Source organism: Acidimicrobiales bacterium (assembly GCA_035531755.1).
In the GTDB taxonomy this organism is placed as follows: domain Bacteria; phylum Actinomycetota; class Acidimicrobiia; order Acidimicrobiales; family UBA8190; genus DATKSK01.
In genome coordinates, this window is record DATKSK010000049.1 from 14,570 (window position 1) to 38,848 (window position 24,279).

The window sequence follows — 24,279 nt, forward strand, 5'->3', positions numbered from 1 at the left end:
CACCTCTGGGGGTGCAAGGGGCAATATCCGGCGGATGCAGGTGGTATTGCACGCAGCGTGACAGCGACGCCGTCACGCACCGGCACGCGGTGACGCGCACCGTGGCATGTCCGACGCGCTATGCCTCATTGTGAGTTCGCACACGCAGGCGCGTCGAACACTCGTTCCCCGAAAGGACGTCGAGCGGCGCGAACGTGCGCTACGCGCCGCGGCGCGTGGTCGAGTGTGTCGTGCGGCGGTGCTCGAGGAAGTCCACGAGCACGTAGTCGCCGAGCGTCTCGGGCGTGGTGAAGAACGCCCTCCCGCGGTTGAGCTTGGTCATCTGCTCGACGAACCCCTGCAGCGACCGGTTGGCGTCGAGCATGAAGGTGTTGATGGTGATGCCGGCACGCGTGCAGCGCACGACCTCCGCCAGGGTGACGCGCACCGTCTCGGCCGTGGGCGGGTAGTTGAAGTCCACGGTGAAGCCGCCGACGCCGTCGGGGATGATGTGGGCGGTGGGCTCGCCGTCGGTGATCATGATGATCTGCTTGGTCCCGGTCCGGTGCGCCAGCATGCGGCGGGCGAGCATGAGCCCGTGCTGCATGTTGGTGCCGTAGACGAAGTCCCACGACACCTCGGGGAGCTCCTGGGGCTTGATCTCGCGGGCCACCTCGGAGAAGCCGACGAGCCCGAGGAAGTCGCGGGGAAAGCGCGTGGAGATCAAGGTGTGCAGTGCGATGGCGACCTTCTTGGCGGCCAGGAAGTTGTCGCGCATCGGCATCGACAGCGACAGGTCGACCATGAGCACGGTGGATGCCCGCGTCATCTGCTCGGTCCGTGAGATCTCGAAGTCGCCGGGCTCGAGGCGCACCGGGGTGCCCGCGCCGGCGCGGCTCACGGCGTTGTGGACCGTGCGCTGGATGTCGAGGGTGAAGGGGTCGCCGAACTCGTAGGGCTTGGTCTGGCCCTCGGGCTCGTGGCCGGTGCCCACGAAGGTGTTGCGATGGCCGCCGAGGCGGTCCTTGGCGAGCTTCGAGAACAGGTCCGTGAGCGCCTGCTGGCCGATCTTGCGGATCCCGAGCGCGGTGAGCTCGTAGCGCCCCTCGCGCTGCTCGATGAGGCCGGCCGCCTCGAGCTCGCGCGCCAGGCGCGCCAGGCTGTCGAGGGACCGGGCGGCGTCCTCGCCGAGGTACTTCGTGACCTGGTCGAGGTCCACCTCCGCCAGGGCGCCGGGCGAGGTGGCCGAGCGCAGGAACTGCTCGAGCTGGTCCATCTCCCCCAGGCGCCGGGCGGCCGCGGCGGCGTCGGCGAGGCCCATGGGATCGGAGCCGCTGAAGCGGTAGCGCCGGCCCCACCCCGCGCCCGGCACGGCGCGCTGCAGGTTCTCCGACAGGCGGTCGACCTGCCAACGCAGGTCGAGGTCCTCGAACAGCGAGTCGGCCAGCGCCTGGAGCTGGGCGCGCTGCTCGGGCGACATGGAGTCGAGCGCCGCCTGGACCGCGGCCATCTGGGCGGCGAACTGCTCGAGGAGCTCGTCGAGGTTCTGGGGATTGCCCGGGAAGAAGTCGCCGAACCGGTCCATGAACGACTCGAACGACGGGTCGATCTCCTGGCCCTGCTCGCGCTGCTCGATCATGCGGTTCAGGGAGTCGAGCATCTGCCGGACGCGCTCGAGCTGCTCCGGGTCGGGATTCGCCATGGCGTCGGACATCTGGTCGAACCAGCTCTTCGTGATCTCCTCGCGCAGCTTGTCGAGGAGCTGCTCGAAGTGCTCGCGGGCCTCGGAGGAGACGAAGTCGTACTGCTGCAGGCCGCGCACCTTCCCGGCCAGGTCGGTGGGCAGCAGGTCGAGCTCGACACTGCGCTCGGCGACGACGTCGTCGGTGACCTGGCGGCGACGCTCGTCGCCCGACTCGCGGGCCTCGGACGCCAACGAGGTCAACCCGGCGCGCTCCTCGGCCACCACCTGGTCGAGCGCCTGGGCGATCTCGTGGAAGGCCCCGCCGAGGTCCCCGCGCTCGAGCTCCTCCTGGCGCTGCTGGCGCAGGCGCTCCATGAGCTCGCGCAGCCCCTGCACCTGCTCGCCGTCGGGGCGGCGGAACCCCGAGGTGAGCAGCCGGCGCAGGGCGGCGTCGGGGTCCCCGTGGTACAGCAGGTCGTCGGCGAGCTCGGCGAACAGCGAGTCGATGTCGTCTTCGAAGCCGCGCTGGGAGCCGTCCCAGCGTCGGTACTCCCAGTGGCGGGTCACGGCGCGGGCTCGGCCACGGCGCCGGCCGGGGCGCTCGTCATCCCCGGCCCCGGTAGGTCGCCTTGGTGCCGGCCGCCTCCTTGTTGAGCCGCTTGGTGAGGTGCAGGCCCTCCAGGATGAACTCGGCGGCGGACGCCACGGCGCCGGGTGTCTCGCTGCCGGCGAGGGCCAGGCAGGGCCCTTCGAGCGCGGGGACCTGCGCCAGCAGCTCGCCGTAGGCCGAGGCCGGGAGGTCGTCGCCGGCGTGCACCACCATGGCCTCGTCGAACGCGCTGACCACGGGGCCCAGCTGCTCGGTGGGGCAGCGGCGGCGGAAGACCGTGAGCACGGCGGCGGAGACGAGGCCTTGCAGGATGCGCTCCTCGCGCCCCTCCTCGAGGGCTTCGATCTCGATCTTGCCCTGGGTCGAGCTGATGAGCGCGCCGAGGTCGCTGATGCGGGGCACGGCGTCCGCCTCACCCAGGCGCAGGGCCCGCCGCACGGCGTTGGCCGCCAGGGTCTCGTAGTTCGAGATGCTGAGGCGCACCGACACCCCGGAGCGCTGGTTCACGTGCGGGCTCTGCCGGGCGAGCTGCGACAGCTCGGCGACGATCTCCGCCATGAAGTCGGGCACCTCCACCCGGGGGCCGTCGGCGGTGTGCACCGGCGGGCGCGCCTCCTGGTGGACGATGGCGAGCTCGGTGTCGGTGTCGGGCGGGTAATGGGTCCGGATCTGCGCCCCGAAGCGGTCCTTCAGGGGGGTGATGATCCGGCCGCGGTTGGTGTAGTCCTCGGGGTTGGCCGTGGCCACCAGGACGACGTCGAGCGGGAGCCGGACGGTGAACCCCCGGATCTGCACGTCGCGCTCCTCCAGCACGTTGAGCAGCCCCACCTGGATGCGCTCGGCCAGGTCGGGGAGCTCGTTGACGGCGAAGATGCCCCGGTTCGAGCGCGGCACGAGGCCGTAGTGCAGGGTGAGCTCGTCGGAGAGGTAGCGGCCCTCGGCCACCTTGATCGGGTCGACCTCCCCGATGAGGTCGGCGATGGAGGTGTCCGGCGTGGCGAGCTTCTCGGAGAACCGCAGCTCCCGGTGGACCCACGCCACGGGCGTGGCGTCGCCCTCGGCGGCCACGAGGTCACGGGCGTGGCGGGACACGGGCCGCGTGGGGTCGTCGCGGATCTCGGAGCCGGCCACCACGGGCAGCCACTCGTCGAGCAGCGCCGTGAGCGACCGGACGATGCGGGTCTTCGCCTGGCCCCGCTCGCCGAGGAGGATGACGTCGTGGCCGGCGAGGAGCGCGTTCTCCAGCTGGGGCAGCACCGTGTCCTCGAACCCGAGCACCCCCTCGACGAGGGGCTGCCCGGCGGCGATGCGGGCGGCGGCGTTGCGGCGGATCTCCTCGTGGACCGGGACCGACTCCCACCCCGAGGACCGCAGCTCGCCGAGCGTGGAGGGGAGGGTCGCGGGGGGGTCGGGGGGGATGGTGGCGCTCATGCGGCGAGCCTATGCCCGTGTGCGGCTGCGCTCGGCCGCGGGCTCCGGCCCGCCGGGCCGCCCGGCGGGCCACCCGAGACCCGGGCTTCTGGTGCGAAGCCACCCCGAGGTGGAAGGATGATGCACCGTCAGACCCCTGGCAGCGTCGCTCGGCCCCCCGGCCCGCGAGGACGGCCGGGGCCGGTGCGAAGTGGGAGGGTGGCCGCCGCGCGCCGATCGATGGGCAGGCGATCGATGAGAAGGAAGGCGGCGAGGGCGTGAGCAGCACACTGCAGGACCTGAAGCCCGTACCGGTCGAGCTCGGCGGCGTGCGGGGCGGGCCCGATGTCCGCACCCTGCGACGCGACCGCTGGTGGCGCAATCCCGCGGTCACCGTCGCCTTCCTCACCGTGATCGTGGTCTACGCCACGTGGGCCGTGTTCCAGAACGCCCACTACTACGTGGGCGCCGGGTCGCACCGGGACCTCATCTCGCCGCTCTACTCGCCGTGCATCGTCGGCAGCTGCGTGCCCGGCGCCGGCGGGAGCTTCACCCTCACGTGGTGGCGCATCTCGCCGGGCCTGCTGGCCCTGCTCATCCCGGGCGGGTTCCGGATGACCTGCTACTACTACCGCAAGGCCTACTACCGGGGCTTCTGGCAGTCCCCGCCGGCGTGCGGCGTCGCCGACGGCCACGCCCGGTACACCGGCGAGCGGCGCTTCCCGCTCGTGCTGCAGAACCTGCACCGCTACTTCTTCGTGCTGGCCCTGGTGTTCAACGTGATCCTGACGATCGACGCCGTCATGTCCTTCCGGCTGCCCGGCGACGGTGGCATCGGCATGAGCGTGGGCACCCTGGTGCTGTGCACCAACGCCGTCCTGCTGTGGCTGTACTCGGCGTCGTGCCATGCGTGTCGCCACCTGTGCGGCGGCCACGTGGACCAGTTCTCCAAGCACCCCGTGCGGTACCGGCTCTGGAAGCTCGTCACCCCCCTGAACGGGCGGCACATGCAGATCGCCTGGGCGAGCCTGGCGGTCGTGGCGCTGGCGGACCTCTACGTGCGCCTGGTGGCGAGCGGCGCGTTCCACGACCCCAAGATCTTCTGAGCGCCGGCGCGAAGGACACCCGAATGCCCGATCACGAGAACCACGACTACGACGTCGTCGTCGTCGGCGCCGGCGGTGCGGGCCTCCGGGCCGCCATCGAGGCGCGCGAGCTCGGCCAGCGCACGGCCCTGGTGTGCAAGTCGCTGCTCGGCAAGGCCCACACGGTCATGGCCGAAGGCGGCGCGGCGGCGGCCATGGGCAACGTCTGGCCCGAGGACAACTGGAAGGTCCACTTCCGCGACACCATGCGCGGCGGCAAGATGCTCAACAACTGGCGCATGGCGCAGCTCCACGCCCAGGAGGCGCCGGACCGGATCTACGAGCTCGAGCGCTGGGGGGCGCTGTTCGACCGCACCGGAGACGGTCGCATCCTGCAGCGGGACTTCGGTGGCCACCGCTACGCGCGCCTCGCCCACGTCGGGGACCGCACCGGCCTGGAGCTGATCAGAACACTGCAGCAGCGCGCCGTGACGCTCGGCATCGACGTGTTCATGGAGTGCAAGATCCTGCGCCTCCTGAAGGACGGCGACGGCACGGTGAGTGCGGCCGTCGGGTACTGGCGACCCACCGGCGAGATCGTCTCGTTCACCGCCAAGGCGTTCGTGCTGGCCACCGGGAGCATCGGCAAGTCGTGGCTCTACACCTCGAATTCCTGGGAGTCCACCGGCGACGGGCACGCCATGGCGGCGTGGGCGGGCGCCGACATGATCGACATGGAGTTCGTGCAGTTCCACCCCACCGGCATGGTCTGGCCGCTGTCAGTGCGGGGCATCCTCGTCACCGAGGGCGTGCGCGGCGACGGCGGCGTGCTGCGCAACACCGACGGCCGGCGCTTCATGTTCGACTACATCCCCGACATGTTCGCCGCCGAGACGGCCGACACCGAGGACGAGGCCGACCGCTGGTACGACGACCACACCAACAACCGCCGCCCGCCGGAGCTGCTGCCGCGTGACGAGGTCGCCCGGTCGATCAACTCCGAGGTGAAGGCGGGCCGGGGCGGCCCCCACGGCGGCGTGTTCCTGGACATCGCCACCCGCCGCAGCGCCGAGGACATCCGCCGGCGCCTCCCCTCGATGTATCACCAGTTCAAGGAGCTCGCCGGCGTCGACATCACCGCCCAGCCCATGGAAGTGGGCCCGACGTGCCACTACATGATGGGGGGCGTGCGCGTCGACGCCGACACCGAGCACTCCACGGTCCCAGGGCTCTTCGCCGCCGGCGAGGTGGCGGGCGGCATGCACGGCGCCAACCGCCTCGGGGGCAACTCGCTGTCGGACCTCCTCGTGTTCGGCCGGCGGGCGGGCATGGCCGCCGCCGAGTTCGCCCAGGGCCGCACGGGCTCGCCGACGGTGGACGCCGCCGAGGCGTCGGCGGTGGTCGCCGAGGCCGAGGCCCCCCTCGGGCGCGAAGGCGGGGAGAGCCCGTACGACGTCCACCAGTCGCTGCAAAAGACCATGCAGGACCTGGTGGGCATCATCCGGACCGAGCCCGAGCTCCGCCAGGCGCTCGACGCTCTCGACGTGCTGGAGGAGCGGGCCGGGAAGCTGTCGGTGTCGGGCGGCCGCGCCTACAACCCGGGGTGGAACCTCGCCACCGACCTGCCCTCCATGCTGACGGTGTCACGGCTCGTCACCTCGGGCGCGCTCGAGCGGCGCGAGAGCCGCGGCGGCCACACCCGCGAGGACTTCCCGGCCCCGGACGGCGAGCTCGGGCGGGTCAACCTGGTGCAGCGCATCGACGCCGACGCCCGGTACACGCTCACGCCCGAGCCGCTCGCCGACATGCCCGCCGAGCTGAAGCAGCTGTTCGAGGAGGAGCCCCACTGATGGCCGAGGTGACCATGCAGGTCTGGCGCGGCGACGACGGCGGCGGGCAGTTCGCCGAGTACGTCATGCCCGCCGTGGAGGGCGAGGTCGTCCTGGACGTGATCCACCGCATCCAGGCGGGCCCGGCGCCCGACCTCGCCTGCCGGTGGAACTGCAAGGCGGGCAAGTGCGGGTCGTGCTCGGCCGAGATCAACGGCCTGCCCAAGCTGATGTGCATGACCCGTATGGACCAGCTGCCCGAGGACGAGCCCGTGGTGGTGGCGCCCATGCGCACGTTCCCGGTCATCCGGGACCTCGTGACCGACGTGTCGTTCAACTACACGATGGCCCGGCAGGTGCCGCCGCTCAAGCCCCGGGCCCCGGAGCCCGACGGCACGTACCGGATGATGCAGATCGACATCGAGCGCGGGCAGGAGTTCCGCAAGTGCATCGAGTGCTTCATGTGCCAGGACGTGTGCCACGTCATCCGGGACCACGAGGACAACAAGGCCACCTACGCCGGGCCGCGGCTGTTCATCCGGTACATGGAGCTGGAGTCCCATCCCCTCGACACCGACGACCGGCGCGAGCTGCTGCGCCAGCGCATGGGCCTCGGCCTCTGCAACATCACCAAGTGCTGCACCGAGGTGTGCCCCGAGCACATCAAGATCACCGACAACGCCATCATCCCGCTGAAGGAGCGGGTCGTGGACGCGTCCTACGACCCGGTCGCCTGGCTCGGCCGCAAGATCCTCCGCCGCACGAAGCGCTCGGCGCTCGAGGCGGCGCTCGACGCACCCGCACAGCGCGAGCCGACACGCCTGGAGACCACGGCGCGCACCGGCAGCCTGGCGGCGTCGTCGACCCCCGCCCCCGTCCCCCCCCCGGTCGCCGACGGCAGCTCGGAGCGTGCCGTCGCCGGGGGAGACACCGGCACTGCCGTCTCCGACGGCGGCACCGGCCCCGGCACCTGAGCGCACCGGCGAGAGCTCGGCGTCCCCGGTGGTCCGGTTCCTCAGCCCGGAGTGGGTCGTCGCCTTCAACGAGGCCGTGGCCGGCGTCGAGGTGGCGCCCCCGGGTGACGACGCCGGCCTGGCGACGCGTGACGGTTCGTTCAGCATGGGCCAGGTCGTCACGGGGGGGCCCGGCGGTGAAGCCCGCACCACCCTCCGGGTGGGGGGCGGGCGGGTCGCCATGGAGGAGGGCGAGGCCGGCGACGCCGACGTCACCGTCCGGGTGGCGTGGGTCGACGCCGTGGCGCTGGCGGCCGGCGACCTCGTCCCGGGCGAGGCCATCGCCGCAGGTCGGGTGCGTGTCCGCGGGGACCTCTCGGTCCTGGCCGAGGCCCGGTCCGTGCTCCTCGCGCTCCAGCTGCACCTCGACGAATTGCGGAAGCGCACTGAGTACTGATTTCGCAATCGGAGTACAGTCGAACTCGAGGACGGCCCCGCGAGGGAGCCGGTGAGGGGAGGTTCCATGACCGTGCCCGGTGTGCTGGACGACCAGGCCCTCCGTCGCTACCGCGAGCTGCTCGACGCCGAGGACGCCGCATTCGACGAGCTGGAGCATGCCTACGAGGAGGGCGACCGCACCCACTTCGAGGCCGACCTGTCCGCCTGGCGCGAGTCCCTGGCACGGAAGCTGGCCTTCTTGCAGCGCCTGGGCATCGACGTCCCCCAGCCGTCGATCGCCCAGCCCGTCACGGTCTGATCCACCCCGGCGGCCTGCTGCCGCCCGGGGAGGGTGCTCAGCCCAGCAGGTCGCGCACCGCAGCGCGCTCGGACTCGAGTTCCTCGGTGGTCAGTGCGATCCGCCCCTGGGCGAAGTCGCTGTGCCCGAGCCCTTCCACCACGCCCCACGTCGAGCCGTCGGAGCGGATGGGGAACCCGAAGACGAGGCCCTCGGGGGTGGCGTACTGGCCGTTCGACACGACCGCCAGGGACACGCACTCCCCCGCCGGGGTGGGGTTCACGATGCTGCGCACGGAGTCGACCACGGCGTTGGCGGCCGACGCCGCCGACGAGGCCCCGCGGGCCTCGATGATCTTCGCCCCGCGCTGCTGGACCGTTGTGATGAACTCGCCCTGGAGCCACGCCGCGTCGTCGATGACGTCGGTGGCCGGCGTGCCGTCGATGCGGGCGTTCTCGAAGTCGGGGAACTGCGTCGAGGAGTGGTTGCCCCAGATCGCCATGCCCGTGACCGATGTCACCGGCACCCCCGCCTTGCGCGCCAGCAGGCTCTGCGCCCGGTTCTGGTCGAGGCGCGTCATGGCGAACCAGCGGTCGTCGGGCACCTCGGGCGCGTGCGCGCGGGCGATGAGGCAGTTGGTGTTGCACGGGTTCCCCACCACGAGGACGCGCACGTCGGAGGCGGCGTGGGCGGCGATGGCCTCGCCCTGGGGGCCGAAGATGCCGCCGTTGATGGTCAGGAGGTCGTTGCGCTCCATGCCCGCCTTGCGGGGGATCGACCCCACGAGCAGGGCCCACGACGTGCCGTCGAAGGCGGTCTTGGCGTCGGACGTGGGCTCGATGCCGGCGAGGAGGGGGAAGGCGCAGTCGTCGAGCTCCATGACCACGCCCTGGAGCGCGCCCAGGGCGGGCTCGATCTCGAGGAGGCGCAGCACCACGGGCTGGTCGGGGCCGAACATCTGGCCCGACGCGATGCGGAAGAGGAGCGAGTAGCCGATCTGCCCGGCGGCGCCGGTGACGGTGACGTGGACGGGAGTTCTCGACGGGGTCATGGGCCGAGGCTACCGGCGCCCGGCCGTGCCCGGCCAGGCCCGGAGAGGTCGCCGGCGCGGGCGCGTGGCGACGCCACGGCCGCTCGGACCGGGGTCAGAGGCGGTCGACGACGGCGGCCGCGAATTCCGAGCACTTGACCTCGGTGGCGCCCTGCATCAGGCGGGCGAAGTCGTACGTCACGATCTTGTCGGCGATGGTCGCCTCGAGGGCCCGCACGATGTCGGTGGCGGTGTCGGTCCAACCGAGGTGCTCGAACATGAGCACCCCCGAAAGGATCACCGATCCCGGGTTGACCTTGTCGAGCCCGGCGTACTTGGGCGCCGTGCCGTGCGTCGCCTCGAAGATCCCGTGCCCGGTCACGTAGTTGATGTTGCCCCCCGGCGCGATGCCGATGCCGCCGACCTGGGCGGCCAGCGCGTCCGACAGGTAGTCGCCGTTCAGGTTGGTCGTGGCGATCACGTCGAAGTCCTCGGGCCGGGTGAGCACCTGTTGGAGGGTGATGTCGGCGATGGCGTCCTTGACGAGGAGCTTGCCGCCCGGGTCCCCGCCGCAGTCGTCCCATCCCACGGCGACGTCGGAGAACTCGTCCCGGACGAGGTCGTAGCCCCAGTTCCGGAAGGCCCCCTCGGTGAACTTCTGGATGTTGCCCTTGTGCACGAGCGTCACCGACCGGCGGCCCGTGCGCAGGGCGTACTCGATGGCGGCGCGCACCAGGCGCTTGGAGCCCATCTCCGAGATCGGCTTGATCCCGATGCCCGAGTTGGGCCGGATCTCCCAGCCCAGCTCGTCGGCCAGGAAGGCGGCCAGGCGGTCGGCCTCGGGCGTGCCGGCCTGGACCTCGAGCCCGGCGTAGACGTCCTCGGTGTTCTCCCGGAAGATCACCATGTCGACCTTCTCGGGGTGGCGCACCGGGGACGGCACGCCGGTGAACCAGCGCACCGGGCGCAGGCACACGTAGAGGTCGAGGATCTGGCGCAGCGCCACGTTGAGGGACCGGATCCCCCCGCCGATGGGCGTCGTGAGAGGCCCCTTGATCCCGATGAGGTGGTCGCGGAACGCCGTCACCGTGTCGTCGGGGAGCCAGTCGCCGGTCTCCTTGAAGGCCTTCTCCCCCGCCAGGACCTCCTTCCAGGCGACGGACCGCCCGTGCTTGGCGGCGGCGGCGTCGAAGACCAGGCGCGACGCTGGCCAGATGTCGACGCCGGTGCCGTCGCCCTCGATGAAGGGGATGATGGGATCGTCGGGGACCTGAAGGGCGCCGTCGGGGCCCATGGTGATGCGCTGTGCCATTCCTGCGAGCCTACCGGGGGTGGTGTGCACCCCACGAAGGCGTGGACGTCTAGGCGTTCGCCGACAGCCCCAGCGCGGCGTAGATCTCGCGGGTCGCGCTCGACCGGTTGAGCGTGTAGAAGTGCAGGCCCGGCGCGCCCGCCGCCAGCAGCTTCTCGCACAGCTCGGTGGCCAGGCCCACGCCCGTGCGGCGCACCTCGGCGTCGCCGCCGCGGGCGTCCGCCTCCTCGAGGCGGGCCACGGCCCACGCCGGGACCGCCGCGCCCATCTGGGCCATGCGGGGCACCGAGCGCAGCGCCGTCACGGGCATGATGCCGGGCAGGACGGGCTTGTCCACGCCGCGCGCCGCGAGGTCGTCGACCAGGCCGACGTACTCCTCGGCTTCGAAGAAGAACTGCGTGACCGCGAAGTCGGCCAGCTGCAGCTTGGCGGCCAGCATGTCGCGGTCGCCGGCCATGTCCGGCGACGCCGGATGGCCGGCGGGGTGGGCGGCGACGCCGATCGAGAACCCGCCGATGGCCCGGGCGAGCTCGACGAGCTCGATGGCGTGGAGGAGCTCGCCGGGGCCCGCCGAGGGGTCGGTCGGGGGGTCGCCCCCGAGGGCCATCAGGTTCTCCACGCCCGCCTTGCGGAAGGAGACGAGGATCTCGGCCAGCTCGAGCCGGGTGTGGGCCACGCACACGAGGTGGGCCATCGGGGTCAGGGTGGTGGTCCGCAGCATGCCCGCCACCAGGTCGTGCGTGCGCTGGCGCGACTCGCGGCCCCCGCGGTAGGTCACCGACACGAACGACGGGGCCAGGGGCTCGAGCTCGCGCAGGGTGCGCACCAGGGTGGCCTGTTCCTCGTCGTTCTTCGGCGGGAAGAATTCGAAGGAGTAGGTGCGACCGGCGGCGAGCAGGTCCGAGATCAGGGCCATGACCAGGGAATCCTACCGGAGCACCTCGTGATCGACCCCGGACGAGGGGAATTCCCCGTCCTCGGGACCATCGCCCCTGCCGGGGAGGGGTGGGACCCGGCAGGATGACCAGGAGGGAGCCGAATGAAGGAGGACCGGGTGGGCGAGGGCAGCGACGAGCGCGGGCGGCGGGTGGTCGTGGGCGTGGACCGGTCCTCGGCCGCCCGGGCCGCTCTGGCCGTGGCGGTGGAGGAGGCCCGGTTGCGCCATGCCACCGTGCACTGCGTCCACGCCTGGCAGTTCCCCGCCGAGGCCGCCCTGAGCACGACCTCGGGAACGCCCGTGCCCGCCGCCGAGATGAAGCAATGGGCGGAGGAGGTGCTCGACGACGCGCTGACGGCGGTCGGCGTGGGTGACGACGTCCCGGTGGTCCGCGACGTGCGCATCGGGCCGGCGGCCGCTGTCCTCGGCGAGGCCAGCAAGGGCGCCGAGCTCCTCGTGGTGGGCACCCGGGGCCACAACCGGCTCACGGGACTGTTCCTGGGCTCGGTGAGCCAGTACCTGGTGGTCCACGCCCCCTGCCCGGTGCTCGTCGTCCACGGCCCGCGGTCGGCGACGGACGAAGCCGCGGCGACCGGCCCGGCCGGCGCACCGGGCGCACCGGGCGCACCGGGCGGCGCCGTCACGCCGGGGCCGCGGGGAGTGCTCGAGCCGATCCCCGAGGAGGAGTGCCTGGCCCTGCTGGCCGGCCAGGAGGTCGGTCGGCTCGTCGTCGTGCGCCAGGGCGTGCCGCTGGTGTTCCCCGTCAACTACACCCTCGACGGCCGGACGTTGGCGGCCCGGACCGACCCCGGCACCAAGCTCGACTGGGCCACGCTGGGTCACGTGGCCGTGGAGGTCGACGTCATCGACCCGGCCAGCCATGCGGGGTGGAGCGTGGTCGTCCGGGGCATCGGGCGCGACATCACCGACGGGGTCGACGAGTGGTCCGGGCGGGTGCGGGCCCGGGACCTCGAGCCGTGGGCCGACGGGGAGAAGGAGCACTGGATTGCGGTGGCCTCGCCCGAGATCTCCGGCCGCCGGATCCGCCCGGAGGCGTCGGCGCCCGGCGCGCCGCGCGGCGGCTAGCGCCGAACGGGCGGCGGCTAGCGCCGAACGGGCGGCGGCTGGCGCCGAACGGGCGACGGCCCGCGGCAGGCCAGGCCCATCATGGCCGGGCGGCGCGCTCGGCGGCGCGCACGGCGTTGCGCAGGAGCATGGCCCGGGTCATGGGCCCCACGCCGCCGATGCGGGGGGTGATCCACCCCGCCACCTCGGCGACGGACTCGTCGACGTCGGAGAGCAGGCGGCGCCCCTCCCACGAGGTGCCCGCCCCCACCACGGCCGCACCGGGCTTGACCATGTCGGGCGTGACCAGTCCGGCCGACCCCGCCGCCGCCACCACGACGTCGCCGCGCCGCACGTGCGGGGCGATGTCGGGCACGCCGGTGTGCACCACCGTGACCGCGGCGTTGCACCCCGGGCGTTTCAGGGCGAGGAGCAGCGCCAGCGGGCGGCCGATGGTGATGCCGCGCCCGATGACCACCACGTGGCGCCCCTCCACCGGCACGTCGTAGGCGTGGAGGAGCTCGAGGATGCCCGCCGGCGTGCACGGCAGCGGTCCCGGCGCGCCCATGACGAGCCGGCCGAGGTTCACCGGGTGCAGGCCGTCGACGTCCTTGGCGTCGTCCACGGCCAGCAGGGCGGCCTCCTCGTCGAGCCCGGCCGGCAGCGGCAGCTGCACGAGGTAGGCGTGGACGGCGGGATCGGCGTTGAAGCCGGCGATCACCGCCTCGAGCTCGGCCTGGCCGGCGTCGGCGGGGAGCTGCGCGTGCACGGAGGCGATGCCCACCTCCTTGCAGTCGGCGTGCTTGAGCGCCACGTAGCGGGCGCTGGCGGGGTCGTCGCCGACGAGGATGGTGCCGAGTCCCGGCCGCACGCCCCCGGCTCGGAGCGCCGCCACGCGCTCGGTGATCTCGGCCCGGATGCGTGCCGCCAGAGCCTCCCCGTCGAGGACCGTGGCCGTCACGGCGGCGCCCTCAGTGCCGGAAGTGGCGCTCACCGGTGAGCACCATGGCGATGCCGTGCTCGTCGGCCGCGGCCACCACCTCGCCGTCGCGGACGGACCCGCCCGGCTGCACCACGGCGGCCACGCCCGCGGCCGCCAGGACGTCGAGGCCGTCGCGGAACGGGAAGAAGGCGTCGCTGGCCGCCGCCCCGCCCCGGGCCCGGCCGGCGGCCTTGCCCACGGCGATCTGGGCCGCCTCGACACGGCTCTGCTGCCCGGCCCCCACCCCGAGCGCCTGCCCGTGGGCGGCTACCACGATGGCGTTCGACGACGTCCGGGCGCACACCCGCCACGCCAGCTCGATGTCGCGCCACTGGTCGTCGGTCGGAGCCGCCTTGGTGGGCACCTGCCAGTCGGAGCGGCCCGCCAGGAGGCGGTCGGCGTCCTGGACGAGGAAGCCCCCGCCGAGGCTGCGCAGCTCGAGGCCGCCGGCGGTGTGCGGGGGCGCCTCGAGCAGCCGGGTGGCCTTGCGCCGGGCCACCAGCGCCTCGACGGCACCCGGGTCGAACGCCGGGGCCACGATCACGTCGGCCTGGGGGCCCTCGGCCACGACGTGCGCCACCTCGGCCGTGCACGGGCCCCCCAGGGCCACCACGCCGCCGAAGGCTGACACCGGGTCGCACGCCAGGGCGAGCCGGTAGGCCTCGGCCAGCGTGGGGGCGACGGCCGCCCCGCAGGGGTTGGCGTGCTTGATGATCGCCACCGCCGCCGGTGCGCCCGCCCCCAGCTCGCCCACGAGGCGCCAGGCCGCGTCGGCGTCGAAGAGGTTCAGGTACGACAGCGCCGTGCCGCCGTGCTGGACGACCCCGTCCCACCACGTCGGGCGGCCCTGCACCCGGTAGCGGGCGCCGCGCTGGTGGGGGTTCTCGCCGTAGCGCAGCTCCCCGGCCCGTTCGAGCGCCAGGTGCAGCGTGGGCGGCAGCAGCTCGGCCTCGCCGCCGGGACCGCCGGCGTCGAACCACTCGACGATGGCGGCGTCGTAGGCGGCCGTGTGGGCGAAGCCGGCACGGGCCAGCCGCCTGCGGGTGTCGGCCGACAGCGAGCCGGCGGCCCGCAGCTCCTCGAGCACGACCGGGTAGTCGGCCGGGTCGACGACGACGCCCACGTGGGCGTGGTTCTTGGCCGCGGCCCGGACCATGGTGGGCCCGCCCACGTCGATCAGCCCGATCGACGGGTCGGAGGAGAACGGGTAGAGGTTGCACACGACCAGGTCGATGGGGTCGATCTGCTGCGCGGCCAGGTCGGCGAGGTGGGCGGGGTCGGACCGGTCGGCGAGGATGCCCCCGTGCACCTTGGGGTGCAGGGTCTTGACCCGGCCGCCGAGCATCTCGGGGGCACCGGTGTAGGCCGCCACCTCGACGTGGGCGATCCCGGCGTCGCCCAGGGCGGCGGCCGTCTTCCCGCTGGCGACGAGCTCCCACCCGAGGTCGGCGAGGCCCTGGGCCAGCTCGACGAGGCCGGTCTTGTCGTACACCGACAGCAGCGCCCTCACCGGCGGCCGTCCCTGTCCACGAGGTCCACGCTCCGACATTAGAGGCCGCGGCGGCAGCCGGTTGCCGCTCACGATCCCCGGGCCGGCACCGCGCGCCGAGCCCGGCGGGAGGTGGAAGGCAGATGCGGCTGCGGCTGCGGCTGCGGCTGCGGCTGCGGCTGCGCTACGGGAGCGCGGACCGCTGGGCGCGCGTCAGGGACGCGATGTAGTCCTTGACGACGCGCGGGTAGAGCTGTCGCTCGGATTGCTTGATCCGCTCGTGCAGGGTCTCGACCGTGTCTCCCGGCAGGACGGGCACCTCCTGCTGGGCCAGGGTCCGCCCGGCGTCGACCTCGACGGTGGCGAGGTGCACCGTGCACCCGGTGACGACGGCCCCGGCGGCGAGCGCCTCTTCCACCGCGTGCCACCCGGGGAATGCCGGCAGCAGGGCGGGGTGGGTGTTGAGGATCCGGTCCGGGAACGCCTCGTGGACAGGCGCGTCGAGCACCGTGCCGAAGCCGGCCATGGCCACGAGGTCGATACCGTGGGCCTCGAGGACCTCGGTGACCCGCCGCGTGAAGGCGAGGCGGTCGAAGGCCGCGCCGTACCCGCCGAACGACCGGCGGTCCACCACCTCGGCGTCGATGCCGGCGGCGGTGGCGATCTCCACGGCGCGACAGGGCCGGTCCGCCAGGACCAGCACCACCGGGACGCGGTCGGCGAGCATCGCCTCGAGGATGCTCCCGGTCCCGGACACGAGCACCGCGACGCGCACGGCGGTCACGCTACCAGCGGCGCCTGCGACCACCCACGGCGATCAACCGACGATCAGCCGACGATCAGCCGACGATCAGCCGAGGCTCTTGACGATCTCCACCATGCGCTCGCCGGCCTCGGTCGGGTTGAGCGCCACCGTGGCGCCGGCCTCCTCGAGCGCCGCCATCTTGGCCTGCGCGGTTCCCTGCGAGCCCGAGATGATGGCTCCGGCGTGGCCCATCTTGCGTCCCGGCGGCGCGGTGACCCCGGCGACGTAGCAGACGACGGGCTTGGACATCGACTCCTTGATGAAGGCCGCCGCCTCCTCCTCCGCCGAGCCGCCGATCTCCCCGATCATCATCACGGCACGGGTGTCGGGGTCGGCCTCGAAGGCCGACAGGCAGTCGATGAAGCTGGTGCCGGGCACGGGATCGCCGCCGATGCCGACACACGTGGTCTGCCCCACCTTCTGCTGGGACAGCTCGTGCAAGGCCTGGTAGGTGAGCGTCCCCGACCGGCTCACGATTCCGACCGGTCCGCCGGGCAGGGCGATGTCCCCGGAGGTGATGCCGATGTTGCACTTCCCCGGCGAGATCACGCCCGGGCAGTTCGGGCCGAGCAGCCTCGTGCCGGGGAAGTCTCGCCTCAGCGTGTTGAAGAACAGGGCCTCGTCCTGGGCGGGGATGCCCTCGGTGATGCACACGATGAAGCCGATGCCCGCGGCGGCGGCGTCGAGGATGGCCGCGGGGGCGCCCTTCGGCGGCACGACGACGAACGACGCGTCGGCGCCCGTGGCCGCCACGGCCTCGGCGACGGTGTCGAAGACGGGGATGCCGTCCACGTCGGTCCCGCCCTTGCCCGGGGTGACCCCGGCGACGACCCTGGTCCCGTAGTCGCGGTTGCGCAGGCCGTGGAACCGGCCCTGACTGCCGGTCAGGCCCTGCACCACCACCTTGGTGTTCTCGTCGACGAAGATGCTCACCGGTCTCCTCCTGCCAACGCGACGGCCCGGCGCGCCGCGCCGAGCATGGTTTCGTCCACGACCAGGCGGTCCGACACGTGCCCGGCGAGGATCTCGTGGCCCAGCTCGGCATTGGTGCCGTCGAGGCGCAGCACGATGGGCGAGCGCAGGTCGACGCGGCCGAGCGCCTCCACGATGCCGTTGGCCACCTCGTCGCACCGGGTGATGCCGCCGAAGATGTTCACGAAGATCGACCGGACGGCATCGTCGGTGTTGATCACCTCGAGGGCCGCCGCCATGACATCGGCGTTGGCGCCACCGCCGATGTCGAGGAAGTTGGCGGCGCTGCCGCCCACCTGGTTCACGACGTCCAGCGTGCTCATCGCCAGCCCGGCGCCGTTGGCGATGATGCCCACGGACCCCGACAGGCCGATGTAGTTGAGGCCCTTCTCCTTGGCGAGCAGCTCGCGCTCGTCGAACGTCTCGGTCCCGGCGAACTCGTCCCACTCGGGATGCCGGAAGGCGGCGTTGTCGTCGAGGGTGACCTTGGCGTCGAGGGCGTGGACCCGGCCGTCGGTGGTGAGGATCAGCGGGTTGATCTCGGCCAGGTCGCAGTCGCCGTCGACGTAGCACCGGTAGAGGTTGCCGAGCAGCTCGGCGGCCTGGGCCCGGGCCTCGGGGTGCAGGCCCGCCTCCTCCACGAGCCGCGCCGCCGCCGCCGCCGGCAGCCCGTCGACGGGGTCCACGTGCAGCCGGGCAATGGCGCCGGGGTCGGTGGCGGCCACCTCCTCGATGTCCACGCCGCCCTTGGCCGACACCATGCACAGGTGGAGCTTGGCGGCGCGGTCGAGCGTGAAGCTGGCGTAGTACTCGTGGGAGATGTCCGACGCGTGCTCGACCCACAGCCGGTGCACGACGTGGCCGCGGATGTCGAGGCCGAGAATGGCCGCCGCGTGGGTGCGCACCTCGTCGGCGTCGGCGGCCAGCTTGATCCCGCCGGCTTTGCCACGCCCGCCCACCTTCACCTGTGCCTTCACCACGACGGGGTAGCCGGCGAGCTCGGCCTGCGCCACCGCCTCGTCCACGGTGTCGGCCACGCCACCGGGCGACGTGGGGATGCCGTAGCGGGCGAAGTACTGCTTGCCCTGGTACTCGTAGAGATCCACCGAAGCTCCTTCTCTCCTCCGACCTCAGGTCGGCCCTGTCCCCGACAACCGGTCGGTTTCTGCGCCGGCTCCACACCGGCGTCTCCTCACGGCACCGCGCTCCCGCGGCCGCCGTGGCGTGGGCGGCACCGATCCGACCGAGGCGGGCCCGTGCCTCCGACGGCGCCCGCCTGGCGCCGCCCACACCCGTGTCGCAGGTGGGACGGCGGGGCCCGGTGCGAGGCCTCAGCCCCCGGCGGTGGCCTCCTCCCGCCGGTCGAGGGTGTCGCCCAGCCAGTGCACCATGGTGTCGAGCGACGCCCCCGGCGTGAACACCTCGGCCACACCCATCTCCTTGAGCGTCGGGATGTCGCCGTCGGGGATGATCCCCCCCACGATGACGAGCACGTCGTCGAGGCCGTTGGCCCGCAGGCCCTCGAGCACCCGGGGCACCAGGGTCAGGTGCGCGCCCGACAGCAGCGACAGGCCGACGGCGTCGGCGTCCTCCTGGATCACGGCCTGGACCACCTGCTCGGGGGTCTGGTGCAGCCCGGTGTAGATCACCTCGAACCCGGCGTCACGCAGGGCGCGGGCGATGACCTTGGCACCTCGGTCGTGGCCGTCGAGGCCCGGCTTGGCCACGACGACCCGGTAAGGACGCTTCATCGGCCACCGAGTGTAGGCACCTTCCCCTGACGGGGCGCCAGACGGCGTCGCCCATGCCGTTCCGGCAGGCACGGACGGCGGGGGTGCGTGGTAGCGTCGAGTCTCTGACAACGGTCGGTGGCGACCCGCTCGCCCTCGGTCCGGCGTCCCCGGGAACCATGGTCCGCGCCGTCACCACCCAGGAGGAAGCGCAGCCCGAGCCGTCCGGCCCCGGGGCGTCGCCCTCCGTGCGATGGTCGGCCGTCGTGCGCGAGGCCCGCCCCCGCCAATGGGTCAAGAACGTCCTCGTCTTCGCCGCTCCCGGCGCCGCCGGCGTCCTCACCCACGGGTCCCCCGCCCTGCACGCCCTGGCCGCCTTCGGCGTGTTCTGCCTGGCCGCCTCGGGCACCTACTTCCTGAACGACACCATCGACGCCCAGGCCGATCGGCACCACCCGGTCAAGCGCCTCCGGCCGGTGGCCGCCGGCGAGGTGGCCGTCCCGGTGGCCGTGGCCGTCGGCGTGGTCCTCCTGGGGGCGGCGATCGGCCTCGCATGGTGGCTGGCCGGGAGCCACCTCGCCCTCGTGGTGGCCGTCTACGCGGCCGTGTCCACCGCGTACTCGCTGCGCCTGAAGCACGAGCCCGTGGTGGACCTGGCGTGCGTGTCTTCCGGCTTCGTGCTCCGGGCCATCGCCGGGGGCATCGCCACCGGCGTCCCCCTGTCGAACTGGTTCGTCATCGTGTCCTCGTTCGGGTCGCTGCTGGTCGTGGCGGGCAAGCGCAGCGCCGAGCACACCGACCTCGGCGACCTGCGCGGCGCGCACCGCCCCGCCCTCAACGCCTACCCCGCCGCCTTCCTGCGGTCGGTGCGCCTCCTGTCGGCGTCGGTGACCGTCGCCGCCTACTGCCTCTGGGCCTTCGAGCGCTCCGCGCAAGCCGGTCGCGGCCATCACCCGATCTGGTTCGAGCTGTCGATCGTCCCCTTCGTCCTGGCCATCTTGCACGTGGAGCTGCGCTTCGAACGGGGCCTCGGGGGGGCGCCCGAGGAGCTCGCCCTCCACGACCGGATGCTCCAGGTGCTCGCCGTGGCGTGGGTGGCCCTGTTCGCCGTCGGCATCTACACGTGAGCGAACGCCTCCCGGCACCGACCGGCGTCCCGACCACCCGGCGCCAGCTCACCGGCTGGGGCCGCACCGCGCCCAGCTCGTGCGACGTGGCCCGGGTGCGGTCGGGCGAGGACGTGGACCGCATCCTGGCAACGGCCGCCGGCAGCGGCCGCGCCGTCGTGGCGCGCGGCCTGGCCCGCTCCTACGGCGACGCCGCCCAGTGCGCCGGGGGCGTGGTGGTGGACACCACCGCGCTCGACGGCGTGCTCGCCGCCGACCTCGACGCCGGCTGGGTCCGGGTGGGCGCGGGAGCGAGCCTCGACGGCCTCATGCGCTCCCTCGTGCCCCGGGGCTGGTTCGTGCCGGTCACCCCGGGGACACGGTTCGTGACCGTCGGCGGCGCCATCGCGGCCGACATCCACGGCAAGAACCACCATCGCGACGGCTCGTTCTGCTCGCACGTGACGCGCCTGTCGCTCGCCACGCCCACCGGCCGCGTCGAGGTCTCCCCCGACTCCGATCCCGACCTCTTCTGGGCGACGGCCGGCGGCATGGGCCTCACCGGTGTGGTCGTGGAGGCGACGCTCCGGCTCATCGCGGTCGAGACGTCGCGCATGCTCGTCGATACCGAGCGGGCGCACGACCTCGACGACTGCATGGACCGCATGGCGGCCCGCGACGACGAGTACCGCTACTCGGTGGCCTGGATCGACTGCCTGGCACGCGGGCGGTCGCTCGGGCGGGCCGTGCTCACCCGCGCCGACCACGCCCGGCGCGACGACCTGTCGGCGCGATGCCGACAAGACCCCCTGCACTTCGACCCGGCGGTGCGCGCCCAGGTGCCCCTGACCCCGCCGTCGGGCCTCCTCAACCCGTTGACCGTGGCCGCGTTCAACGAGATGTGGTTCCGCAAGGCCCCGCGCCGGCGCATCGGCCACGTCGAGACGCTCGCCGGCTACTTCCACCCCCTCGACGGTGTGGGCGACTGGAACCGCCTGTACGGGCCCCGGGGCTTCCTGCAGTACCAGTTCGTCGTCCCCTTCGGTGCCGAGGACGCCCTGCGCGACGTCCTCGGCCGGCTGAGCGAGCGGCGGGTGGCCTCGTTCCTGGCCGTCCTGAAGAAGTTCGGCCCGGCCGACCCGGGCCCGCTGTCGTTCCCCGCCGAGGGGTGGACCCTGGCCCTCGACCTCCCGGTCGGGCCGGCGGGCCTCGGCGCGCTGCTCGACGGCCTCGACGACACCGTGGCCGCCGCGGGCGGCCGCGTCTACCTGGCGAAGGACTCCCGCCTGCGCCCCGACCTGCTCGAGGCGATGTACCCGCGCCTGGCGGCGTGGCGCGCCGTGCGCGACCGCGTCGACCCCACGGGTGTGCTCGTGTCGGACCTCGCCCGGCGCCTCGGGGTGGTCCGGCCGCCGTCGGCGGCACCGGCGCGTACCGCCACCGGCCGGGCGCGCGCCCCGCGGCGGCCGAAACAGAACGCTGTGCGGTGAGCACGGGTGGCGCGGTGGGCACGGGTGGCGCGGTGGGCACGGGTGACGCGGTGAGCACGCCAGGTGCGATGGGCGTGACGGACGTGACGGACGCGGCCGGTGCGATCGCGGCGGCGACCACCACGGACGCCGGCCCGGACGGGCCCGGGGAGGAGCGACGGTGAACGACGCCATGGGGATGCCCCAGACCGCGGTGGTGGTGGGCGGCACGTCGGACATCGCCCGCGCCGTGCTCCGGGCGCTGGTGGCCCGGCGCCTGCGCCGCATCGTGCTCGCCGGCCGCGACGAGGTGGCGCTGGCGGCGGCGGCCAAGGAGCTGCAGGCCCTCGGGGCGGACGAGGTCGATACCACCGTGCTCGACGTCACCGACGTGCCCGCGGCGGCGGCGCTCGCCCGTGACAGCGCGGCCCGGCTGGGCCAGGTCGACCTGGTGCTGGTGGCCGCGGGCGTGCTCGGGGACCAGGCGGTCGACGAGGTGGACCCCGAGGCCGCGGCGCGCGTCCTCACCGTCAACTGCACCGGCCCGGCGGCGGCCATGACCGCGTTCGCCGGGGTGCTGCGCCACCAGGGGCACGGCCGCATGGTGGTGCTGTCGTCGGTGGCGGGCGTGCGCGTGCGCCGCGCCAACTACGTGTACGGGGCGTCCAAGGCGGGGCTCGACGCCTTCGCCCAGGGCATGGCGGAGGCGCTGCGGGGGACCGGCGCCTCGCTCATGATCGTGCGCCCCGGGTGGGTGGCGACGCGCATGACCGCCGGGCGCGACCCGGCGCCGTTCGCCACCACCCCTGACGCCGTCGCGGCCGACGTCGTGTCCGGCATGGAGCGCTCCGCCGCGGTGGTGTGGTCGCCCGCACCCCTGCGCCTGGTCTTCGGCGCCCTGCGCCTGGCGCCCGGCGCGCTGTGGCGGCGGATGCCGGGCTGACCGGGCCCGCCGTCAGGGCCGGCGGCGGGCACTGATGTTGAGCCGCAGATAGTCGATGACGGGCTCGGGCATGGCCGCTGCCACGGCGGCGAGGAAGCGGGACCGCTCCTCCGCCGCCATGTCCGCCACGTGGGCCCGGAGGCACACCGTCTCCAGGTAGGCCTCGAGCTCCTCGCCGCGCTCGAGGGTCGTGGGCTCGGGATGCGTCCACACCTCGATGTCCACGAAGCCGGCCCGCCCGAGCCGCCGGCGCGTCTGCTCCGGAGTGGCGTAGACCCACGTGCCGGCCCGCTCCACGCCCGTCGACCGGACCGCGGCCATCAGGCGCTCGATGTTGCCGGCCGCCCCGCACTGGGCCACGAGCGGGGCGCCCGGGCACATCACGGCCGCCAGGTTGGCGAACAGCCGGTCGTGGTCGAGCACCCAGTGGAACGTGGCGGTCGACAACACGGCGTCGACCGGCGCCCGACCGCCGAGCGAGGCGGGTGTCAGGGCCAGAAGGTCGGCTTCCACGAAGGTGACGCGGCCTGCGTGGCGATGGAGGCGCCGGCGGGCCTCTACCAGCATGGAGGGCGAGGCGTCGAGGGCGACGACGTGGCCCGTGCCGAGCCGCTCGAGGAGCATCTCGGTGACGCGCCCGCTGCCGCACCCGGCGTCGAGGACCGTCTCGTCGCCGCGCAGGTCCAGGCGGCCGAGGACCTCGGCGCCCCAGCGTGTCATGGGGTCCGAGATCCGGTCGTAGGTGGCGCCGTCCCAGTCGCGCGGGTTCTGCGTCACGAGCGCGCCGACATGGTGATGAAGTCGCGGTCCCACGCCCCGAAGTACCGGCTCGGCCCGCCGCTCATCTGCGGCAGGAGCGTGGCCCCGTTGCCCGGCGCCGCCAGCGTGTCCGGCGGCACCGGGTCGTAGGTCGCCAAGTTGACCCACGACGTGTTGATGTCGAGCTCCATGGCACGCACCGCTCCCGCCCGGGCCAGCACGGCGGCCAGGGTGGTGATGTTGAGGCCGGGGCCGCCCGCGTAGACGAGGGCGCCGTCGGCCGTGACCCCCACGCCCGAGCGCCACACGTAGACGGCGTTGCCCAGCGTGAAGCCCCACTTGGTGGTGTCGTTGGCGTTGAGGCCGGGCACGGGATGCCCGCCGTCGACCAGCAGGTCCAGGTTCTGGCGCACGGCGGTCACCCCGGTGGTCGAGGAGATGTCGCGCCCCCACTGGCCCACGGTGGCCGTCCCGTTGTCGTCGATCACGAACGACGCCGCCCCGGTGACCAGTGGCGCCACGGTCCTGCCCTCGGCGTAATAGCCGCCCTGGGCGTCTTTGAGCCGGAACCCCGAGTTGAACGCGGCCACCAGGTTCGACGCCGCGCCGGGCGGGACGGGGGCGGTGGTGTGCCACGGCCCGTCGCCGGGGACGTAGGACCCGGAGTACAGCGTGGCGCGCAGCAGCGTGGTGTCCATCCACGCCACCCCCACGACCAGGCTGGTGTGCACGGGGTCGGGGCGCATGAACGCCTCGTACACCGCGGGCAGGCCGTGGACGAGGCGCCCGGCCGGGTGCCACTGGCCCTCCCCCGCCACCGGAGGGTCGGTGAAGGGCTGGATCGGTGCCGGCACGGGCAGATGAGGCACGCTTCGCGCGCCCGGGCTCGACCCCGGGCCGGCCCGGGAGGGGGCGGGGATCGCCCCCTTGGGCGGCGCCCCACCCTTCGGCGGCTGGTGGTGCGAGTACCAGACGTCCTCGACCCAGCGCACCATCCCGTCGCCCCCGTGGTCACGCACCCACTCCACGAACCGGGTCCCGACGGTGGGACCGATGGCGGGGTCCGCCAGGGCCGAGCCGAGCGACCACCACACCGGGGTCAGCGCCACCACGACGACGGCAACCGTCGAGAGCACCGGATGGCGGCCGAGCCACGTGCGCCGGGCGGCGCGCCGGTCGTGCCGGGCGCGCCGGCGGGCGGCCACCCGGGCCCGGTGCCGTCGCCACCGCCCCGGCCCGGCGGATCGAGCGACGCCCCGGCCCGGCGGCGCCGGCGCTGTCGGGCCCGGGCCGCTCACGCGCTCCGTTCTACCCGGGACCGCATCCCGGGCGCGCCGCACGACGCGCTCGACACGACGGTCGCCGCCTCCGCCGCCGCCGCCCGGGTCGGGTTC

General features: G+C 73.5%; 22 protein-coding genes. 9 read left to right on the plus strand and 13 right to left on the minus strand.

The window, feature by feature from the left end:
* Positions 1 to 199 precede the first annotated feature (199 nt).
* Positions 200 to 2,230 (minus strand): VWA domain-containing protein, encoded by a 2,031-nt coding sequence (locus VMV22_10070; GenBank protein HUY22674.1) that lies wholly within the window; start codon positions 2,228 to 2,230, stop codon positions 200 to 202.
* Positions 2,231 to 2,267: 37 nt separating this feature from the next.
* Entirely contained in the window at positions 2,268 to 3,704 is a 1,437-nt protein-coding gene (locus VMV22_10075) for a sigma 54-interacting transcriptional regulator (GenBank protein HUY22675.1), read from the minus strand.
* Between the two features lie 257 nt (positions 3,705 to 3,961).
* Between VMV22_10075 and VMV22_10080 the strand changes: the two genes are divergently transcribed.
* The 5 genes from VMV22_10080 to VMV22_10100 all read left to right on the plus strand — a co-directional run bounded on the left by VMV22_10080 (position 3,962) and on the right by VMV22_10100 (position 8,307).
* The gene (locus VMV22_10080) at positions 3,962 to 4,789 is read left to right on the plus strand and encodes a hypothetical protein (GenBank protein HUY22676.1); all 828 of its coding nucleotides are present in this window, start codon (positions 3,962 to 3,964) and stop codon (positions 4,787 to 4,789) included.
* A 23-nt stretch (positions 4,790 to 4,812) separates the two neighbouring features.
* Positions 4,813 to 6,618 (plus strand): fumarate reductase/succinate dehydrogenase flavoprotein subunit, encoded by a 1,806-nt coding sequence (locus tag VMV22_10085; GenBank protein ID HUY22677.1) that lies wholly within the window; start codon positions 4,813 to 4,815, stop codon positions 6,616 to 6,618.
* On the plus strand, positions 6,618 to 7,571 hold the full coding sequence (locus tag VMV22_10090; GenBank protein HUY22678.1) for a succinate dehydrogenase/fumarate reductase iron-sulfur subunit: 954 nt from the start codon (positions 6,618 to 6,620) through the stop codon (positions 7,569 to 7,571). Before VMV22_10085 ends, VMV22_10090 begins: the two co-directional genes overlap by 1 nt.
* Before the next feature lie 28 nt (positions 7,572 to 7,599).
* Positions 7,600 to 8,007 carry an SCP2 sterol-binding domain-containing protein gene (locus VMV22_10095; protein HUY22679.1) on the plus strand — a complete coding sequence of 136 codons (408 nt, stop codon included), beginning with the start codon at positions 7,600 to 7,602 and terminating at the stop codon, positions 8,005 to 8,007.
* 66 nt (positions 8,008 to 8,073) lie between these two features.
* Entirely contained in the window at positions 8,074 to 8,307 is a 234-nt protein-coding gene (locus VMV22_10100) for a hypothetical protein (GenBank protein ID HUY22680.1), read from the plus strand.
* Between the two features lie 37 nt (positions 8,308 to 8,344).
* On the opposite strand, the gene VMV22_10105 is transcribed toward VMV22_10100, so the two are convergent.
* The 3 genes from VMV22_10105 to VMV22_10115 all read right to left on the minus strand — a co-directional run bounded on the left by VMV22_10105 (position 8,345) and on the right by VMV22_10115 (position 11,544).
* Positions 8,345 to 9,337 (minus strand): malate dehydrogenase, encoded by a 993-nt coding sequence (locus VMV22_10105; protein ID HUY22681.1) that lies wholly within the window; start codon positions 9,335 to 9,337, stop codon positions 8,345 to 8,347.
* Between the two features lie 94 nt (positions 9,338 to 9,431).
* Positions 9,432 to 10,628, minus strand: coding sequence for an NADP-dependent isocitrate dehydrogenase (gene icd, locus VMV22_10110; protein ID HUY22682.1), 1,197 nt, complete (start codon positions 10,626 to 10,628; stop codon positions 9,432 to 9,434).
* A 49-nt stretch (positions 10,629 to 10,677) separates the two neighbouring features.
* Entirely contained in the window at positions 10,678 to 11,544 is an 867-nt protein-coding gene (locus tag VMV22_10115) for a methylenetetrahydrofolate reductase (GenBank protein HUY22683.1), read from the minus strand.
* 123 nt (positions 11,545 to 11,667) lie between these two features.
* Between VMV22_10115 and VMV22_10120 the strand changes: the two genes are divergently transcribed.
* Positions 11,668 to 12,651 (plus strand): universal stress protein, encoded by a 984-nt coding sequence (locus tag VMV22_10120; protein ID HUY22684.1) that lies wholly within the window; start codon positions 11,668 to 11,670, stop codon positions 12,649 to 12,651.
* A 79-nt stretch (positions 12,652 to 12,730) separates the two neighbouring features.
* Here the strand turns inward: VMV22_10120 and VMV22_10125 are convergent, their stop codons facing one another.
* The 6 genes from VMV22_10125 to VMV22_10150 form a co-directional block, all read right to left on the minus strand.
* Positions 12,731 to 13,624, minus strand: coding sequence for a tetrahydrofolate dehydrogenase/cyclohydrolase catalytic domain-containing protein (locus VMV22_10125; GenBank protein ID HUY22685.1), 894 nt, complete (start codon positions 13,622 to 13,624; stop codon positions 12,731 to 12,733).
* Entirely contained in the window at positions 13,602 to 15,122 is a 1,521-nt protein-coding gene (gene purH / locus VMV22_10130; protein HUY22686.1) for a bifunctional phosphoribosylaminoimidazolecarboxamide formyltransferase/IMP cyclohydrolase, read from the minus strand. The genes VMV22_10125 and purH overlap by 23 nt, the downstream gene beginning before the upstream one ends.
* 163 nt (positions 15,123 to 15,285) lie before the next feature.
* The gene (gene purN, locus VMV22_10135) at positions 15,286 to 15,876 is read right to left on the minus strand and encodes a phosphoribosylglycinamide formyltransferase (protein ID HUY22687.1); all 591 of its coding nucleotides are present in this window, start codon (positions 15,874 to 15,876) and stop codon (positions 15,286 to 15,288) included.
* 75 nt (positions 15,877 to 15,951) lie between these two features.
* Entirely contained in the window at positions 15,952 to 16,839 is an 888-nt protein-coding gene (gene sucD, locus VMV22_10140; GenBank protein ID HUY22688.1) for a succinate--CoA ligase subunit alpha, read from the minus strand.
* Complete coding sequence (gene sucC / locus VMV22_10145; GenBank protein ID HUY22689.1) at positions 16,836 to 17,984, minus strand: ADP-forming succinate--CoA ligase subunit beta; 1,149 nt, start codon at positions 17,982 to 17,984, stop codon at positions 16,836 to 16,838. The genes sucD and sucC overlap by 4 nt, the downstream gene beginning before the upstream one ends.
* 225 nt (positions 17,985 to 18,209) lie before the next feature.
* A complete protein-coding gene (locus VMV22_10150) occupies positions 18,210 to 18,629 on the minus strand; it encodes a cobalamin B12-binding domain-containing protein (GenBank protein HUY22690.1) in 420 nt (139 codons plus the stop codon).
* A gap of 158 nt (positions 18,630 to 18,787) precedes the next feature.
* Between VMV22_10150 and VMV22_10155 the strand changes: the two genes are divergently transcribed.
* The 3 genes from VMV22_10155 to VMV22_10165 all read left to right on the plus strand — a co-directional run bounded on the left by VMV22_10155 (position 18,788) and on the right by VMV22_10165 (position 22,126).
* Positions 18,788 to 19,735, plus strand: a complete 948-nt coding sequence (locus VMV22_10155; protein HUY22691.1) for a decaprenyl-phosphate phosphoribosyltransferase — start codon at positions 18,788 to 18,790, stop codon at positions 19,733 to 19,735.
* Positions 19,732 to 21,204, plus strand: coding sequence for an FAD-binding oxidoreductase (locus VMV22_10160; protein HUY22692.1), 1,473 nt, complete (start codon positions 19,732 to 19,734; stop codon positions 21,202 to 21,204). The genes VMV22_10155 and VMV22_10160 overlap by 4 nt, the downstream gene beginning before the upstream one ends.
* A 160-nt stretch (positions 21,205 to 21,364) precedes the next feature.
* Positions 21,365 to 22,126, plus strand: coding sequence for an SDR family NAD(P)-dependent oxidoreductase (locus VMV22_10165; GenBank protein ID HUY22693.1), 762 nt, complete (start codon positions 21,365 to 21,367; stop codon positions 22,124 to 22,126).
* A 12-nt stretch (positions 22,127 to 22,138) separates the two neighbouring features.
* Here VMV22_10165 and VMV22_10170 read toward each other — a convergent pair whose 3' ends face one another.
* Complete coding sequence (locus VMV22_10170) at positions 22,139 to 22,903, minus strand: methyltransferase domain-containing protein (GenBank protein ID HUY22694.1); 765 nt, start codon at positions 22,901 to 22,903, stop codon at positions 22,139 to 22,141.
* A complete protein-coding gene (locus tag VMV22_10175) occupies positions 22,900 to 24,183 on the minus strand; it encodes a phosphodiester glycosidase family protein (GenBank protein ID HUY22695.1) in 1,284 nt (427 codons plus the stop codon). The genes VMV22_10170 and VMV22_10175 overlap by 4 nt, the downstream gene beginning before the upstream one ends.
* Positions 24,184 to 24,279 lie beyond the last annotated feature (96 nt).